16 protein-coding genes and 2 pseudogenes are annotated in these 15,616 nt (G+C 64.2%); 1 reads left to right on the top strand and 17 read right to left on the bottom strand.

What is annotated here, in order from left to right; genetic code table 11:
• Nucleotides 1–25: 25 nt before the first annotated feature.
• From ACFXKA_RS41720 to ACFXKA_RS41700, 5 genes are all read right to left on the bottom strand, one after another.
• Nucleotides 26–235 carry a transposase gene (locus ACFXKA_RS41720; protein WP_379431720.1) on the bottom strand — a complete coding sequence of 70 codons (210 nt, stop codon included), beginning with the start codon at nucleotides 233–235 and terminating at the stop codon, nucleotides 26–28.
• Nucleotides 236–493: 258 nt separating this feature from the next.
• The gene (locus ACFXKA_RS41715) at nucleotides 494–859 is read right to left on the bottom strand and encodes an MmpS family transport accessory protein (RefSeq protein WP_379431719.1); all 366 of its coding nucleotides are present in this window, start codon (nucleotides 857–859) and stop codon (nucleotides 494–496) included.
• Nucleotides 860–1,616: 757 nt separating this feature from the next.
• Nucleotides 1,617–2,468, bottom strand: a complete 852-nt coding sequence (locus ACFXKA_RS41710) for a helix-turn-helix domain-containing protein (protein ID WP_379431718.1) — start codon at nucleotides 2,466–2,468, stop codon at nucleotides 1,617–1,619.
• Nucleotides 2,465–2,962, bottom strand: coding sequence for a DUF6879 family protein (locus tag ACFXKA_RS41705; protein WP_379431721.1), 498 nt, complete (start codon nucleotides 2,960–2,962; stop codon nucleotides 2,465–2,467). The genes ACFXKA_RS41710 and ACFXKA_RS41705 overlap by 4 nt, the downstream gene beginning before the upstream one ends.
• Before the next feature lie 16 nt (nucleotides 2,963–2,978).
• The gene (locus tag ACFXKA_RS41700) at nucleotides 2,979–3,305 is read right to left on the bottom strand and encodes a hypothetical protein (RefSeq protein ID WP_379431717.1); all 327 of its coding nucleotides are present in this window, start codon (nucleotides 3,303–3,305) and stop codon (nucleotides 2,979–2,981) included.
• A 396-nt stretch (nucleotides 3,306–3,701) separates the two neighbouring features.
• Here ACFXKA_RS41700 and ACFXKA_RS41695 point away from each other — a divergent pair, with 396 nt between their 5' ends.
• Nucleotides 3,702–4,013, top strand: coding sequence for a hypothetical protein (locus ACFXKA_RS41695; RefSeq protein ID WP_379431716.1), 312 nt, complete (start codon nucleotides 3,702–3,704; stop codon nucleotides 4,011–4,013).
• Between the two features lie 623 nt (nucleotides 4,014–4,636).
• On the opposite strand, the gene ACFXKA_RS41690 is transcribed toward ACFXKA_RS41695, so the two are convergent.
• The 12 genes and pseudogenes from ACFXKA_RS41690 to ACFXKA_RS41635 all read right to left on the bottom strand — a co-directional run.
• On the bottom strand, nucleotides 4,637–5,326 hold the full coding sequence (locus ACFXKA_RS41690) for a hypothetical protein (protein WP_379431715.1): 690 nt from the start codon (nucleotides 5,324–5,326) through the stop codon (nucleotides 4,637–4,639).
• A gap of 39 nt (nucleotides 5,327–5,365) precedes the next feature.
• Complete coding sequence (locus ACFXKA_RS41685; protein ID WP_379431714.1) at nucleotides 5,366–5,584, bottom strand: hypothetical protein; 219 nt, start codon at nucleotides 5,582–5,584, stop codon at nucleotides 5,366–5,368.
• A complete protein-coding gene (locus tag ACFXKA_RS41680; protein WP_379431713.1) occupies nucleotides 5,578–6,060 on the bottom strand; it encodes a hypothetical protein in 483 nt (160 codons plus the stop codon). Before ACFXKA_RS41680 ends, ACFXKA_RS41685 begins: the two co-directional genes overlap by 7 nt.
• A 152-nt stretch (nucleotides 6,061–6,212) precedes the next feature.
• Nucleotides 6,213–6,983, bottom strand: coding sequence for a hypothetical protein (locus ACFXKA_RS41675; protein WP_379431712.1), 771 nt, complete (start codon nucleotides 6,981–6,983; stop codon nucleotides 6,213–6,215).
• Nucleotides 6,971–8,149, bottom strand: a complete 1,179-nt coding sequence (locus ACFXKA_RS41670) for a hypothetical protein (protein WP_379431711.1) — start codon at nucleotides 8,147–8,149, stop codon at nucleotides 6,971–6,973. Before ACFXKA_RS41670 ends, ACFXKA_RS41675 begins: the two co-directional genes overlap by 13 nt.
• A 252-nt stretch (nucleotides 8,150–8,401) precedes the next feature.
• Nucleotides 8,402–9,067, bottom strand: a complete 666-nt coding sequence (locus ACFXKA_RS41665; protein WP_379431710.1) for a class II glutamine amidotransferase — start codon at nucleotides 9,065–9,067, stop codon at nucleotides 8,402–8,404.
• 83 nt (nucleotides 9,068–9,150) lie between these two features.
• A complete protein-coding gene (locus tag ACFXKA_RS41660; RefSeq protein ID WP_379431709.1) occupies nucleotides 9,151–9,936 on the bottom strand; it encodes an amidoligase family protein in 786 nt (261 codons plus the stop codon).
• 905 nt (nucleotides 9,937–10,841) lie between these two features.
• Complete coding sequence (locus ACFXKA_RS41655) at nucleotides 10,842–11,606, bottom strand: hypothetical protein (protein WP_379431708.1); 765 nt, start codon at nucleotides 11,604–11,606, stop codon at nucleotides 10,842–10,844.
• Nucleotides 11,607–11,861: 255 nt separating this feature from the next.
• A pseudogene (locus tag ACFXKA_RS41650) lies at nucleotides 11,862–12,074 on the bottom strand (IS3 family transposase); the annotation flags it as partial.
• Nucleotides 12,075–12,128: 54 nt separating this feature from the next.
• Nucleotides 12,129–14,054 (bottom strand): tyrosine-type recombinase/integrase, encoded by a 1,926-nt coding sequence (locus ACFXKA_RS41645; protein WP_379431707.1) that lies wholly within the window; start codon nucleotides 14,052–14,054, stop codon nucleotides 12,129–12,131.
• Nucleotides 14,020–15,147 carry a tyrosine-type recombinase/integrase gene (locus tag ACFXKA_RS41640; RefSeq protein ID WP_379431706.1) on the bottom strand — a complete coding sequence of 376 codons (1,128 nt, stop codon included), beginning with the start codon at nucleotides 15,145–15,147 and terminating at the stop codon, nucleotides 14,020–14,022. The genes ACFXKA_RS41645 and ACFXKA_RS41640 overlap by 35 nt, the downstream gene beginning before the upstream one ends.
• Before the next feature lie 71 nt (nucleotides 15,148–15,218).
• Nucleotides 15,219–15,616 (bottom strand): annotated as a pseudogene (locus tag ACFXKA_RS41635) (DDE-type integrase/transposase/recombinase); the annotation flags it as partial.

Here is a 15,616-nt window from a genome sequence, read left to right as displayed (position 1 = left end):
CACCGGTCGAATACGAGGCCGACTACTATGCACACCGCGCCGGACAACCGGCCGGTGACAGATAAACAGGTGTGCACCGGACCCGGGGGGATTCAGACTGCCAGCGATGCCAGGAGGCCTCGGAGATCTCGAGGTGTTTGCACACCTCCTCGATCGAGAACTTCTCACCGAGTAGCTTCTCGCCCTCACGGAGCTTGCGGATGATCTGCTCGGGGGTGTGTCGTCGTCGCGTCATGTCGTGAACCGTCCTCCTGCACCCATTCTGGTGCATCAGAACTCTCACAACCGCTGGACCTGCTCAAAGGGCTCCAGTCAGTGCCAACGGCCTCCCCTCGGAAAGGGAGAAGGCCGCCAAACGTCCGCACATGGCAGCGCATACCGCGCTGACCGAACCGGCCAATGCGGACCCGGCCGACGGCGAGACCGACGGCGGCGCAGGACCATCCGCTTCTGCCAACAGCGCGGCACCTCGGAAGATCAACAGGCTCGCCCATCAGCCGTCGCAGTCGGCCATGGGTTCGTTGCCGGTGGCGGTGTGAGTGGAGGTGACGACGCCATCGATGGTCAGGCGGCAGGACACCTTGTGGCTGTCGTCGTCGTAGGTGTTGGTGACGGTCATGCTGTAGAGCGGATCCACGCTGTCATTGATCAAGGTCAGTTTCCACGGGGTGGGTACGGTGATGAAGTCGGTGAGGTTGTTGTCGCTGTCGTAATACGTGACCCACGCGATGCCGGTAGCGGACCAGGCTTCGTAGGTCACCCGGTGCCCTGCGTAGGCGTAGGCGTGGGCGTTGGGCATGACGAAGGCGGCGCCGGCAGTAACGATCGCGGTGACAACGCTGGTGCGGAGTGCGCGCATGTGATGTGCTCCCCTCGAATTCGGTTGTGTCGAGCGGATCGACCCGGCGTTCCGGGCTGCCCGTCTCGGCGCTCGTATCGAATATGCGTATCGACCCGTTAGTGACAGATCGTGCCAACCTTCCCCGGGGCTGTGGTGAAGTTCCTGACAGGCCCCAACAGCTGATGTCCGACGAGTAAAGGCCAGAGGTGGCCCGGCATCGGGAAATACCGCTTCCCGCGCTGTTCGGACTGGCCATCCCGCTCCAATTTCGGCAGCACGTCATTGCGCGCGGTGAGCGCCTCGGCGATGCGCGCCGCCGTCACCTCCGCTGTTGGCACCGCATCCCTAGTCCGACGGTGCACCCCGCATTCGGGGCGTGATTCGGCTCATACTCCGATCTCGGTGCCTTGAAACACAATTCACGCGGGCCGCAAGCGCGAACGTCAGGGTCGGCGGGCCGCTGCGAGTGTTCCGCGCCTGAAATCCGTTGCAGATATCGTGCGAGGGAGTCGAGGATCTCCTCGGCTGTCTTGCGCCAGACGAACGGGCGAGGGTTGGTGTTCCACTGATCGACCCAGTTGCGGACGTCTTTCTCCAGTGCTGCAACGCTTTTGTGGACGCCGCGGCGCAGGAGTTGTTGGGTGAGGAAGGCGAACCAGCGTTCGACCTGGTTGAGCCATGACGATCCGGTCGGGGTGAAGTGCACGTGGAACCTGGGTGCGCGGCGAGCCATTGCTGGACCAGTGGTGTCTTGTGGGTGGCGTAGTTGGCCCAGTCACCCGCCATCGATGGCACGCCTTCGCGCTGCGAGCGCATTGCTGATCAACTCGCGGGCTGCGCCTCCGGTGACAGCTTGGTCCGCCAAGAGCTCGAACGCGCGGGTGAACGCGGCCACCTCCCGAGGCTGGGTGGTGGTCAGGGCGGCGGTCACGCCTTCGGCAACCGCAAGCCGGTTGTCATAGATGACGAAATTGGTTGGGGAGACTAGATATTGAGCCATCTTCGGCACGATTCCCAGCAAGACTCGAGGCAGGGACATTGCTGTCACCAACCGATCCAACTGGCCGAACATCACGCCGTCATCGCCCACGGTCGTATACAGCGCTTGCTCTCCGATGAGGTAGTGAACACGCCGTTTTCCCCGGTACAGGTATTGCTGCTGCCGCTCCATGCGGGCGGCTACTGCTTCCTCTGCGTCGTTCGGGGTCTGGTTGAACTCCGCCACCCGGCGAAACATGGCCTCGGCGTATTCCGGGGTGTGGAGAAGACCCGGAACCAGGGCCGGATCGTAGCCGCGGATAAGGCCGGTCTCCGACTCGATTTGGTTGACCTGCTGCTGCACTCGGCGCATGCCGGTTCCGAGCGAACGCCGCCATTCGAGGTAGGCGGCATCGATGTTGCGGAGGCTGGCGACGAGATCCGCCTCGTGCCCATCGCCGGCGGTGAGCGCGCACCACGTCCGAATGTCATGCTCGGTCGGCGTCTGCTTGCCGTACTCGATCTTCGAGACCTTCGAAGGGTGCCAGGCCGCCAGGTCTGCAAGCTGACGGCCGGTTAGACCAGCATCCCGGCGAAGGTCTCGAAGTCGCTGCCCGAGTGCCTCCCGAGCCTTGTGGATGTTGGTCACGCAGTGACGGTAGTCCGGCGATATTCGGCGTAGGGAATCGCTTGCCGCCAAACGGCATCGTGAACCTGCGCACACCGGCGCACCAGTACCGGGTCCGTCGTGACCGCCGCCCCAGCTGCCGCGCCGTCTGGAGTGAACAGCGTGTACGCGACGGTGCTGTCATCGAACAGCCAGTAGTCGTCGGCCGTAAGGTCGTCGGCGTTGACAAGATGACGCGGCAGGTACCGAATATCCTCGCCTGCTTCGATATTCAGGGGCGACACGGCCAAACTCCAACGGACGTAGTCGACATGCGGCACCGTGACGACCCGTGCCCGAGTGAAAGCAACCCCCCGCTTGCTCGATTCACGAACAAGATCGAACCAACCCTGGAGCCAGGCAAAATCGTCCGGCTCGCCGTTCAGGAACTTCCGGAACGGCTCGGATTCCTCAGGCGTCTCGTACACATCTTGTACCTCCAGGTGAAAGGCCGATTTCCGACACGACCGGAACATTTCGCCGAACTCGTGATCAATTACGTGGAGCATCGCGGCGAATCTCTTTCCCCATGGGCACCTCGATGGCGCACTCGTGCGACGGAAGGTCCATCTGCGCCAACGCATCCGGATCGGTGACCGGTTCACCGGTCAGCGTGAACGTCCCGTGGCCCGTGTCGTGCAAAAGCACCCCGAGGCACGTGCCTGGCTCGAGGTACGCGAGCAAGGGGTGCGGTATTTCGATCAGTTCCGGACTGCCCGGTACACGCCACCCTTGGGTCACGTAGGTAGCGCGGTCCGATGCCCACAGTGTGGGGGAATGGTTGCCCTGGGTGTTCTTGCCGAGGAATCGCAACAGCATGGCAGTACCTCCGTAGAGAGTGTCCAGGCTTCCAGTATGGCTAGAAATGCCCAGCACAGTGGCCCAAACTTGGAGCAATCTGGAGCAATTTCCTGTTCTTGCAGCGCATCCCATCTCTAATGTCGCGATTAGGCGCTCAGGGGAGGTCGCACCTCCTCATCCCGGAGTTGCCGTACCAGCGGCGGACAGGGACACCCGATGACCAGACGGACGCGGCTCTTTGAGTTCCCCGGTGGCGTGCTGGAACTCCGGAGCACCGGAGACGAATCAGAGGACTGCTCTGGGTTCTACCTGGAGGTCCACGGACACACTGCACTCGATGGACACGAAGACCAAGGGGCTGTAATGCGTGGGAAGCCAACGTGTTTAGGATATCTTCGCACCGACGTATCTGGAGTGGCCCAACTCTGGGACCAGAGCCAAATCCGCAAGCTCGCCACGCGTCTCGGATACGACTTCGCCGACATGGTGGTCTACGACCCCAGGTTCGCACGGCCCCCGCTGGCCCGTCTGAGGGCACAGGCAACCCGCCTCGACGCCGAAGCGGTGATCGTCCCCAGCCCGGAGCACTTCGAGGGCGCGGAGATTCCGGGGACACTGGTGCAGCAACTCGACGTGATCACCGTGAACCCCGAACAGACCTACGCACGAAGGGCCATGCCGCCGATTCGAGACTTGCCGCCAGCCGAGGCCGACGGTGCTTATTAGACCACTCCGATAGCTCGGGAACCGAAAGGGGGTGGTGTATCGAGTCGACTTCGAGACTGCGATGACAAGCGTTACGCGGTAGCGCACTTCGCGAGGACCTCGGATAGCTCCATTTGCAATCCTGTCGGAGTTTTCGCTCACCTGGCAATAGTTTTCGCGATGGAGTAATCGTTCCCCGATCGCAGGCCCCCCGCACACGGGGGTGTACCTGCCCGATGCGTCGACGTGGTCGACGCCACAGTCATCCGTGTCGGCCGTCGTGGTCGTCGCTGCATGTGTGCTCGGGACTGCACGCCTTGTCTTTGTCTTCAACGTCACGCCGGCCGAACTCCTTGCGGAGATCTGCGGATACGTCCAGCACGACACAGGCATTCCGATGCTCGGGAGCTTCGGGAGGAGGTGGTTCAGGGATAGTTGAATTCGGCAGTCAGGGATAGACACTCGGGCTGCCGTTGGACATCATGACGCATCGCCGGTAACCCAATACCGCGTTGCTCCACAGGAAGGCCCCCGGGTTGGTGTCTTCAGTTGCGCCGCAAACCTACTGAAGTCCCACCTTGCACCGGGGGGCTTTCCATATCCCGGACCGACCCAGCATGACCCGGTCAGCGATCGCGGTCGGGTCATAGGCGGTCTGTGAGTCGAGTGAGATCCAGGGCGGCTGCCAACACGTCCAGAACCGTCCGCTCGTGTTCGGCCGTGCCCCGTACTTTCCGCAGCCGCATGACCTGTATCCCGCGCAAGCTGACACCGTATCCGGAAGGCCCGGATTCGTCGCCCCGGTAGTGCACGATCTGGTAATCGCGTGCGTCGATCAACATGGAGTACCAGGGGTCGGCGGGCTTGCCCGCCCGCTGGGCTTCTTCGGATTCCGAGCCGGGCGGGGTCCATTGCAGGCAGTCGCATTGCGGGTCATCGCAGGGTGTGATGCGCGCGGCGACCGCGTTGGAGCGGTAGGTCGGCATGCGGCCTGCCAGCATGGGGCAGGCGCGGGTGGAGTATGCGGCGCATTCGGGATGTAGTCCGGGCTCGGGGCCGATTCCCCGGATCCAGTCTTGCGGGCGGATGAAGACCACGACCCGGTTGCCGGGCCCGTGCCCATTGCCGAGGTCTTCTCCACACACCTGGCACAGCCGCAGTGCCAGCACCAGTGCGTAGCGTTCGGGGTCGATCGCACCCCACACCGGTGAGACTCTCCCGCGGTGGCACAGGGTCAGGTACGGGATGGTCAGCCCTTGTGCGGTCGGTGCGTCGTGCAGGCGCGCCGGGATCGGTGGGCGTGACGAATTCGTTGATGTGGCTTCGGAGTTCACAGTTCTCCTCTGGAAATTGCCCGGGGCAGCGGGACGTCGTCAGGGGGCGGTGTGGTTGTCGGTGAGCGGGTGAGCCGACAAGGTCACGCAGGCGGACTGCGGTGGCTGGTTTGTGGATTCGATGCGGATGTGCACGATGGCGGCGAGCGCGCCGGGGCTGGGCGGCTCGGCGAGCCACGGGCCGAAGGCCGCGGGGTCGGCCTCGGGCAGGGCTGCTTCGATCCAGGCCACCAGGGCCGCGGCGCTGGTGATCACCACTTTTTGCGGCCGGTGCTCGGGTGGGCGTTGTGCACCGCGACGACGGTCGGCGCGGTGGGTGCATTGGCGATCACCGATCGTGTGAGCACAGCCTGGTAGCCGCCGGCAGCCCACCATCCCTCGGCGATGACGAACCTGCTGTCGACCGTGGGGTCGACCGGGATGAGGCACCAGTGGACGCCGGAGTCGCCGAAGATGCCGAAATAGCCTTCTTCCCAATAACTTTCACGGTCTCGAATGATCTGGGTGGCGCGTTCGATCGACACCAATGCCATCGGTGGTGCGGCGTCGGTGGTGGTCGTCGCCGGTGTGATTGCGGGGAAGGCCGCCACCGGCGTGCCTGGTTTCGGGGCGGTCGCGAAGCAGGCGCGATAGCCGACGACCAGTACGCTGCTCGCCGGTGGCGCGGAGACGACCTCGACGTAGCGGGGACCGACGCGCAGCCGGGCGCAATAGCTGTTCAACTCACCATTCACGAGTCACCACCGCATAGCCTGGTAGGCCGACAGCTGTCGACGGGGCGCGGGGTCGATGTGGCGAACCGGTGAATCATGTTCAGAGTTCCTTCTTGTCGGGCAGGTTGCTGCCGGATGTCGAATACGGAAGGTGGCGGTGCGGGCCGACCGGGTCAGGCGACGTCGGAGAAGCTCAGGTCGGCGTATCGTTCGGTGCCGGTGAGGAATTCGCATTCGCAGTGTGGGAACTCCTGCCAGCATTGATCGCAGAACCCGCAGCTGGTGCAGTGCGGTCCGGGGCGTTCGAGGTCGAACTGGCCGCAGTAATCGCAGTAGTCGTAGAGGTAGCCGCCGGGCTTGTGCAGGGTTTCCAGTGCGCGCCACAGGTAGGAGTGGTTGGAGTACCAGATCCCCTCGCGGCTCCAATGTCCGCGGTGCTCGTTGAGCAGGTAGGCGGTGTGTTTGAAGCGGGGATCGACGGTCAGGATGATCATTTTGTCCCCGGCCAGCCAATCCTCGAGCCCGGTGCGGCCGACCCAGGAATCCAGCGGCCCGAACGGTTCGTGGGGGAGGAAGTCCTCGGCTGCCACTCGGGTGTCGGAGCGGGGATCCCCGACTCGGGGGTGCACGATCTCGGGCAGGACCCCGTTGTGTGCCAGGACTGTTCGCTCGTCGCCACCAACGGCGAATGGGTGACAGTTCTGCTCGTCGATATAGCCGTGGGTGGCCAGCCGTGAGTGGAACAAGGCGGGTGTGTCAGGGAATTGCGCTCGTACGGCGGCGAACTCGTCGATCACGGTGTCGGCGTCGAGCCCGCGGCCGACGCGGATTCGTCCGTCGGCGATGACTGCGTATCCGTGCCCATGGGGATTAGCGAGGGCGCCATCGCGTAAGGCGTCGAGATCGGGGATGGTGCCGGGTTTGTAGAAGCTCAGGATGCACACGAGAGGGCCTCCATTTCCGCCAGTAGGGGCAGATAGATTGGGTGGTGTCGCACCCAGGTGACGAATGCGGTCCATTCCCAGCCGCGCCGGCGGGCCACGTCGCCGGAGGTGAGGGCGCGGGTGTATTCGACTGAGGCGGCGACGAATGCGAGTGCGGCTTGGACCTGTTGGGGTTGGAGGGAGCTGGCGAAGATGCGGACTTCGAAGGTGTCTTTCGGGCAGACGTTGATGGCTTGGTAGCGGCCGTAGCCGAAGCGGTCGCCTTTGGCGAAGTTGACGATCTCGGCGCGGGCGTCGGGGTCGAAGCTGGCCCAGTCGTCGCTGCGGCGCCGGGCCAGGCGGGTGGCGTGGGTTTCGTTGCGGTACACGAATTTCATCCACCGGTACACGTGTGCGGGGGAGTCGAATCCGTCGCGGGAGACGTGGACGTGGATGCCGAGGTGGTTGTCGATGTAGGCGCCACGAATACGTAGCTCCCGCAGCACAGTCCACGGGAACTCTGCGATGGCCCAGGCGTAGCTCATGGGGTGGGTGACGATCTCGAATCCGCCGCCGTAGCCGATGGAGCCGTCCTCTTTGAGATAGGCCACCGTGTCGAGGTGGCTGCTGGCGATGTCGACGCAGTCCTCGAGCGCGGTTCCGGGGGTTTTGACTTCGAGTTCGAGCCCGAGAAACACCGGGCCCTGGCCGTGGAAGACCGGGTCGGGTTTGTAGGAGTAGTCATAGACGCGGTCATTGCGCTGGCTGGATTCGCAGCCTGCGCAGTAGGTGCCGTTGCTGGTCAGGCGGTCGCAGCCACCACATTCGCGGTATTGGTATTCACAATCGCCGCAGACCTCGTCACCGTTATCGAGCGTGCGCAGCGAGCGTGCCAGCAGCCCGCAGTCCGAGCATCGCCAATAGTGATCATCGCGGCACGCGTCGCAGACGACGCCGTCGTTGATCGTGGACGCACCATCAGTGGTGTAGCGCTGGCAGCATTCGCATTCGCGCCATCGAGCGGCGCAGTGCGTGCACAACGTGCCATCGTCGACCGTGCGGCGCATCTCGGTGGCACGCTCGCCGCAGTCGTCGCAGAACGGAAGGGCCGCGCAGCCAGGGCACAGCGGGCTGCGCTTGTCGGTAGGGGGATCGTCGGGGATCTGCGCGGCGCACAGATCACACACAGCGTGTGCTGTCGGCAAAAGGGGCATGGCTACGGGACCTCTCTGAACGATGAAGGATCGGCAGGACGCGGGAGACGCAGTCGTGCGGCCGCCTCGCAGGGCGAGCCCGTCTCGCGCACGAGATCGCAAGACGGGCACAGCGAAGAAGGTCGAATCAGTGCCTGAGGCAATGACGGATTCGGCCGGATGGGCGCGGCAGCGCCGGAATGAAAGCTGGGCCAGGAGTCGGGATGGACGCCCTGGGCTCGTGGCCTAATGGATCATGTCGCGGCGCATCGAATTAGCAGGTGTGGTTGAGCGTCGGAGGCAGTCGCAGTGTGGAAAGGTGTTGGCGCAGTGGAAACACCAGCCGCACCGGCCGCAGTAGCGGCCCCGTCGACTGAAGTCGACATCGCCACAGCTTTCGCACACATACAGCCACGCCCGTGACCGGAGAAGCCCAGACCCGGTATCGGGCCGATAGCCGCGGTTCGAGTACCAGATTCCGCTGTCCCAGATCCCCGCTGATTCGTTGAGCACGTAGGCGTTCTCGTGGAAGGTGGGATCGACGGTCAGTACGACCAGCTTGCTCGCCCCGAGCCACGCCTCCAGGCCGCGGCGGCCGGCTGTGGTGTCGAGTGACCCGAAAGGCATTCGCGATAGATAGGTCTCGGCGGCGATGCGTGTGTCCGATCGAGGGTCATAGGGTGCCGGGCGCACTCTTCGGGGCAGCACTCCGTTGTGCGCCACCACGGTTCGCCGATCGCGGCCGAGGCGAAAGGGATGGCAGTTGTCGATGCTCACCGCGCCATGGGTGGCGTAGCGGCTGTGGAACAGCGCCGGCCGGTCCGGATACTGTCTTCGGGTAGCGGTGAAGTCGTCGATCACTTTTTCGGCGTCCATGCCGCGGCCGACCAGAATCGCGGTGCCGGTGACCACCGCGAAACCGTGACCGTCTCGATTGACGCGTGCGCCGTTTCGTAGTGCGCCGATATCGGGGTGTGTTCCCGGCGGGAGAAAGGTCAGCAGGCACACGCGAGTGCCTCCATCTCCGCGCGAAGCGGTGCGTATTCCTCCCGCTGGCTCGCCCAGGCGCTGAACTGATCCCACCGCCAGCCGCCGCGCTGGATCACCTCGGTCGCGGTGAGGCCGCGGGTGTACTCGACGGTGGCTGCGGCGAAGGCCAGGGCTGCCTGAACCTGTTGGCGGTCCAGAGATCCAGCGAACACGCGCAGCTCGAGGCTTTTGCGTGGATGCGGATTGATGGCCTGATACCGGTTCAGCCCGAAGCGGCGCACATCGTCTTTGGCGGTGTGCTTCACACGCTCGCGCGCAGTACTTGAGAACTGTGCGAAATCCGATCGCCGCCGCGCCAAGGCCACGGTTTGAGATTCGTTGCGGTAGATCAGCTTCGCCCACCGGTAAATATGCGAGGGTGAATCGAAGCCATCACGCGAAACATGCACATGGATGCCGACACTGGCGTCCGAGCGGCACCCCAGTTCGTCCAGGCGCTCGAGCAGTTGCCAGGGGAACTGCTCGATGGCGAACCGATAGTCCATCGGATGGGTGACCAGTTCGAAGCCCAGCGGCCGGATCGAGGAGTCGTGCTTCAGATAGGCCAGATTGCGCACATAGTCGCCGGCCGTCGACGCGCACAACTGATAATTCTCGTGAGGGACAACGACTTCCAGCTCCAGACCGAGGAACAGTGGGCCGCGGCCGAAGAACCTGGGGTCGGGCTTGTAGTTGTAACTCCAGATCCGTCCGCCGGACTCGCAGCCGTCGCAGTCGGTGTGCTCGGGCACGAGCGTGCCGCATTCGTCGCAGACGCCATAGCTTTCCGCGCACCGCGAACACACGCGGATGCCGCCGGAGACATACCGGCTCTCGGCGGTGTAGAGACTGCAAACACCGCAATGGTCGAAGAACCGATCGACACAGTGCGGGCAGACTCGGTCGCCGGTATCAGTGCGCCAGGTAGTTGGTACGTGGTAGCGGCAGCGTGCACATTCGGCCCATCCGTCAGCGCATGTGCTGCATACCCTCCCGAGTTCGATCGTCGGTACCAACCGTCGGCTGGGTGCGCGGCATCGGTTGCATCGCGGCAAGCCGGTCGTGCAATGTATGCAGGCCGCCTCGGAATTCGGAATTCGTAGCCGCCGCCCGGAAATGGCAGATTGACAGATCGCGCACGAAGGAGGATTCGGCATGGCTGATCGCCTTCCAACGGAGTTGAGAAACGAAAAACGCCGTGACGGAGAGTCCGTCACGGCGCGTGATTTGAAGCGCTCATCATCTGCGGTTTGGCATTTGTCTGCTGACCCGTCGTAGAGCTGGATAGTCGGAGTACCGTCATGAGTGCGCTAACACGATTGGATGGAAGGGATCAGAGGCAACCGACTCGCTGTCGGCGGCCCAAGCGGTTACGTGCCACTCATTCAACTGAGCGGACTCTGACCTGTCAGCCTGGAGATCCCCGGCGAGGCGCCAGATTCCTAGATCTCACGGCGTCAGAAGTCTTGTGCCCAAAGCGAATCGATCCATATTGCGTGTTGCGGCTGAGTTCGGCCGCGGACAGCCGAAGACCTGTCGTGTTCCGTTGGAAGAGGCGATAGCGCTGAATCCGAGAGCCACCGAGGATTGGCGGCTGGGATCTGGATGCAAGAGCAGGCATCTTGTACGAGCGGAGCCGGGTGGGCTTCCTGAGTCGCTACAAGTTGGCGTAGCCCCCAGCACTCCAGACGGCCAAGCGAAACTGGTTGGGGGACACCGCATACCGCACCGGCACTCCCGCGGCCGGTTGGTAGGGCCAATAGCAGGATCCGCAGCGGTGGCAGTAGTATCCGGCCCGCCAGACGTGGCGGGCGGCCGGAAGCCCGCGACTGATCCGGTTGTTGCGCCAGGTTCTCCTCAGCGCGGTCCAGAACAGGAGGATCGATGGGGTGGCCAGCGCCAGGATGAATGCGAAGGACGCGGCGACAATCCAAGGCCAGGATACTTCAGCATCAGGATCCTTCAGCGCAACGATGGTGAAGAGAAGATAGAAGCACGCGGGAATCGCAAAGAACAGCCCGAGGAAAACCAGCCTGCCGGAGCCCCGGCGCATCGGTGCAACGGTGAGCGCCTGAGCGAGATGGGTCGAGTGGACTCGGTCGACGGTGGCGGAGCCGACCACCGGGACCACACCGACGGAGCTGATCCCAAACCCTGAATGCGAGTCGACTCCGCGGACCACGGACGTTCCTGTCGCATGCACCGCAGAAACGTTCTGAACCTGATCGTCGTGTCCACAAGTCGGACACGTGATGTCGATTCCCACGGTGACGCCCCGTCCCGGTGCAGTCGCGCCGCGGTCGTGACGGTCGCCGCGCAACAGCGCCTGTGCTGGTTCCCGGTGAAGCAATGGTTTGCTCCATCGAACACCGCGCTGGGGAGCTTGTCGAGTTGGATTGGTGGCTGAGGTATCCGGAGTCATCCAAAGGTCCTCTCTGGTCGTAACGCGAGGTGCCAGGACGCGGGATCTGAGTTGAGAGCGTGTGAGGCCGCTCTGATGCGACAACTGACCATCCGCCTGAGACAGGCGGATCCGTCGCTGGGATCACCGGATCGTACAGGGGAGAACCGATTGGTCCCGACGATCAATGAACAACCCGAGCGTAGCCTGCATGCACCATACGGTGCGCCGACCAGGTCGGCCGTATGGGGCTGCTGCAGGATCGGGTGACGGTGCTTAAGCAGCCTGTCGGACTGCTGGGGACATGATGGTTTCGAATTCGATCGGGGTCAACCGGCCGAGCCGGGCCTGTCGGCGCCGACGGTGGTAGGTGCGTTCGATCCAGGTGACGATCGCGATCCGCAATTGTTCGCGGGTTTCCCAGCGCTGCCGGTCCAGTACGTTGCGTTGCAGCAGGCTGAAGAAGCTTTCCATGGCCGCGTTGTCGCCGGCTTATCCGGCTAATCGAACTCCTGGGTTTGGTTGGTTCGGAAGGGGTTTCGGTTATCCGGCTGATTGTTGGGCGTCGGCGATTGCGGCGTCCAGGCGTGCGAGCAGTTCGTGGTGGCGTTCGGCCTCGCTGATCCAGCCGCGATGTTCGGCGTCTTGGGCCAGTTTGGCGGCGTCGGCGCGTTGAGCGGCGAGGATGGGCAGGTAGGTGGCGTCGGTGCGGAAGTTCGGGCAGTGTTCGCAGATGTTGGCGTAGGGGCAGGCCCCTTGTGCGGGTGCGCGTAGGCAGAAGCCGCCTGCCAGACGGGATTTCAGTGCGGGTGCCTCGGTCCAGTCCCTGCCGCCGGTGATGTCGGCCAACGGGAGTGCCTTGGTGCCGGCGGGGGTGGTCGGAAGCGCGGCGAGGTGGTCCTTGGCGAGGGTGAGAGCGCGTTCGTATTCGGTGCGGACGGTGGCGTCGAACAGTTTGCCGTAGCGCAGGCTCATCTGCGCGGAGACGTGTCCGAGCAGCGCCATCAGCGATTGCAGGGAGACGCCGGCGTTGACCAGGGCGGTGGCGTAGGTGTGGCGCAGTTGGTGTGGGGTGACGTGGCCGATCCCGGCCGCGGTGGCGGCCCGATCCAGCTCGGCGCGGACCGCCGATTGTGAGAGTCGGTGGCCGTGGCTAGTGAACAGGAACTGGGCGGGTTTTCCGGTGCGTGGGTGTGGTAATGGTCTTCCGGTGCAGCGGATTTCGATGATCCGGTCGATGAGTTCGACGGTTTCGTCGTCGAGCGGGATCATGCGTTCGGTGTCCAGTTTGCCCAGTGGGACCTTCAGCCAGGCTCCCTCGCTGTCGATTCCGTGGACGCAGTCCAGTTCCAGGTCGAGCAGTTCCCCGATGCGCAGCCCGGTGGCGCGGGCCAGCAGCAGCGCCGCCGCGGCCAGTTCGTGGTCGCTGCATCGCAGGACTGCGGTGAGTTTCCGGTCGGCGTCGACGGGCAGGTAGCGTGGCAGCGGTCGGGGTAGTCGGGGAATGTCGCTGCGGAACATCAGCTTTCGTTGTGGGGCGTCGTCCCAGCCCCATTCGGTGATTTCGTTGAGGAAGGTGTTGACCGCGACGACTCGTCGTGCCCGGTCGGCGATGGTGATCACCGTGTCGGTTTTGGTGCTGACGGTGTCGACGAGGCTGGCCAGCCAGGGCTCGATGTGGCGTCGGCGGTCCAGATACGATAGTCGGGTCAGCGTGGGGTCGAGGTCGGTGAGGAAACGGCCGAATCCAGTGAGGCGGGTGGCCAGGCTCGAAACGGTGTGGCGGGTGCAGGTGGCGCGTTTGGCGTTGAGGTAGTCGATCATCGCTTCGGCGATCGCCGGGGTGATGCCATCGAGGCGGACCGCGAAGTCCCAGGGGCCGCCGCGGCGGGGCGGGGCAGCCAAAATACCCAGGTGGAACAACACCAGGTGAGTGTTGGCGAGTGCGGCTTTGTAGTGATGCCAGCCCTTTCCGGTGCGTTGCTGACGCATCCGGCAGGCGTCGGCGAAATCTTCGAGATCGGCGGCGGTGAGCTCATCGAGGCAATGCCCGGTCTGGATCAGTAGCCGCGCCGGCGCCTGCGAACCGGTGGCCGACCGGACCCGTTGAGTGAAGCCCAATTGCTGTGCCGCAGCGAGGAATCGGGCCAGATCGGGTCCGATCGGGGAGGCGTCGATCTCGCGCCAGAGGCTGGCAAGCTTGCGTTCGAGCAGGTAGTCGTAGCCGGGTCGCAACCAGCCGTGCAGCATGAGGAAGGTGATGAACGGCCGGGTCGATGAGTTCGCCGCTAGGCGCAGCTCCAGCGGTTCGTCTGCCCAGCTCTGCGGATCGGGCCAGCGTTGCAAAAACGTTCGGGCCGAGCTGTAGTAGGGGCTGCTGCCGCGTCCGGTGCGCGCCAGCTCGGCCAGATAGGCGTGGTAGGGCTCGTCGGCGTCAGACTTGGCGGCGAATACGTGCGCGAGCGGCATCGAATTCCTCCTTCACCCGCTTGGGTGCCAGGTGGATGTAGCGGGCGGTGGTGTCGACATGGGCGTGCCCGAGCAGGGTTTGCATCACCGCCAGATCGACCCCGGCCTCGGCCAGCGCCGTGCCGAACGAATGCCGCAACGCATGCGGATGACCTGCGGTGACACCGGTCAGGCCGCGGTGATAACGAAAGATCGTGCGCAGGCCCGCCGCCGTCAATGGCTGCCCCCGATGCGGCCCTTTCGACACCAGAAACACTCGCGTGGAATCGGATTCGGGACGCTCGAGGAACAAATACGCCTGAATCGCCTGGGCGACATCGCCATCGAGTGGAACTGCCCGTTCCCTGGCGCCCTTGCCCCAGACCCGCAACCAGCCGCGGCCAATGTCGACGTCGGCGATGTCAAGGGCCAGCACCTCGCATGACCGCAGGCCGCAATACAACATCAACCCGGCGATCGCGCGATCACGCCAGGTCCGCAAGCTTCCCAGCAGCCGCGTCGCCTCCTCGACATTCAGCGGCCGAGGCAACCGCGTCGGCTCCCGCAACCGCAGCGCCGATCGTGGGCGCGGCCTGCGGACCAGGTGCGCCAGCAGACCGGTTCTCCCACCAGGTGTAACCCGGTGCGCCTCACGACCTTTCGGCACCGGGTTCGGCAGTGTCGGGTCTCGCATCGCCCGGAACGCGAACAACCCCGACACCGCCACGAGCCGCCGGTTGATCGTCGTCGCCGCGTAGCCGTCCAGCCGACGACCCCGCAGATCCACCACATTCGGACCTGGCCGCCCCGGCAACCAAGCCGCCCGGCAGGCCGCGAGGAACCGCAGCAGCACCGGTGTCGTCACATCCTCCAGATCCAGCCCTTCGCCCAGCAGCCACCTGCCGAACACGACCAGATCGAATCCGTAGGCGCGCAAGGTCTTCGGCGAATAGTTGCGATCGCCCAGATGACTCAGATATTCGTCCACCAGCCCCAGCTGGTCCGCGCCCTCACCCACCAGACACCAGTGATCGCCGTCGTGCTCGAGCCGTAGTCGCCCGGAGTCGTTGGATTCCATGCCGCGCAGGTCTACTCCGTCGTCGACGACACGCACACGCCCGAAACGCCCACGAGCCCACAACCCCTCTTGACCTGCCGATTCCTACCGGATTAGCCGGATAAAGGGCACGCGCCGACGCGCCCCATGGATCCGACCATGCGGTGCCGGTTGAGCGTGTGGACGAATCTCCTTGAACGAAACTGAGATCCGCGGTCGGTGTGCAGAATGCAACCAGACACCTCACCGCGCCGGGCGACAGCATTGTTCACCGCGGTGACCGCCAGCCGCGACTTCATCCGCGAATCGATCGAATAACCGATGATCCGGTTGGAGAACACGTCTTTGACCGCACACAAATACAGCTTGCCTTCACCAGTGCGATGTTCGGTAATGTCGCTGAGCCACAGGCGATTTGGTGCATCGCTGCGGAAGTTCCGCTGCACCAGATCGTCATGGACCGGCGGCCCGGGTTTGCCGTTCTTGCCGCGCCGGGGCTTGCCGAACGCGCTCCACCACCGGTTGG

It is taken from the genome of Nocardia sp. NPDC059228 (genome assembly GCF_042754245.1).
Lineage (GTDB): Bacteria > Actinomycetota > Actinomycetes > Mycobacteriales > Mycobacteriaceae > Nocardia.
Note: the sequence above shows the minus strand (reverse complement) of the source record. Positions and strands in the feature narration are given on the sequence as shown.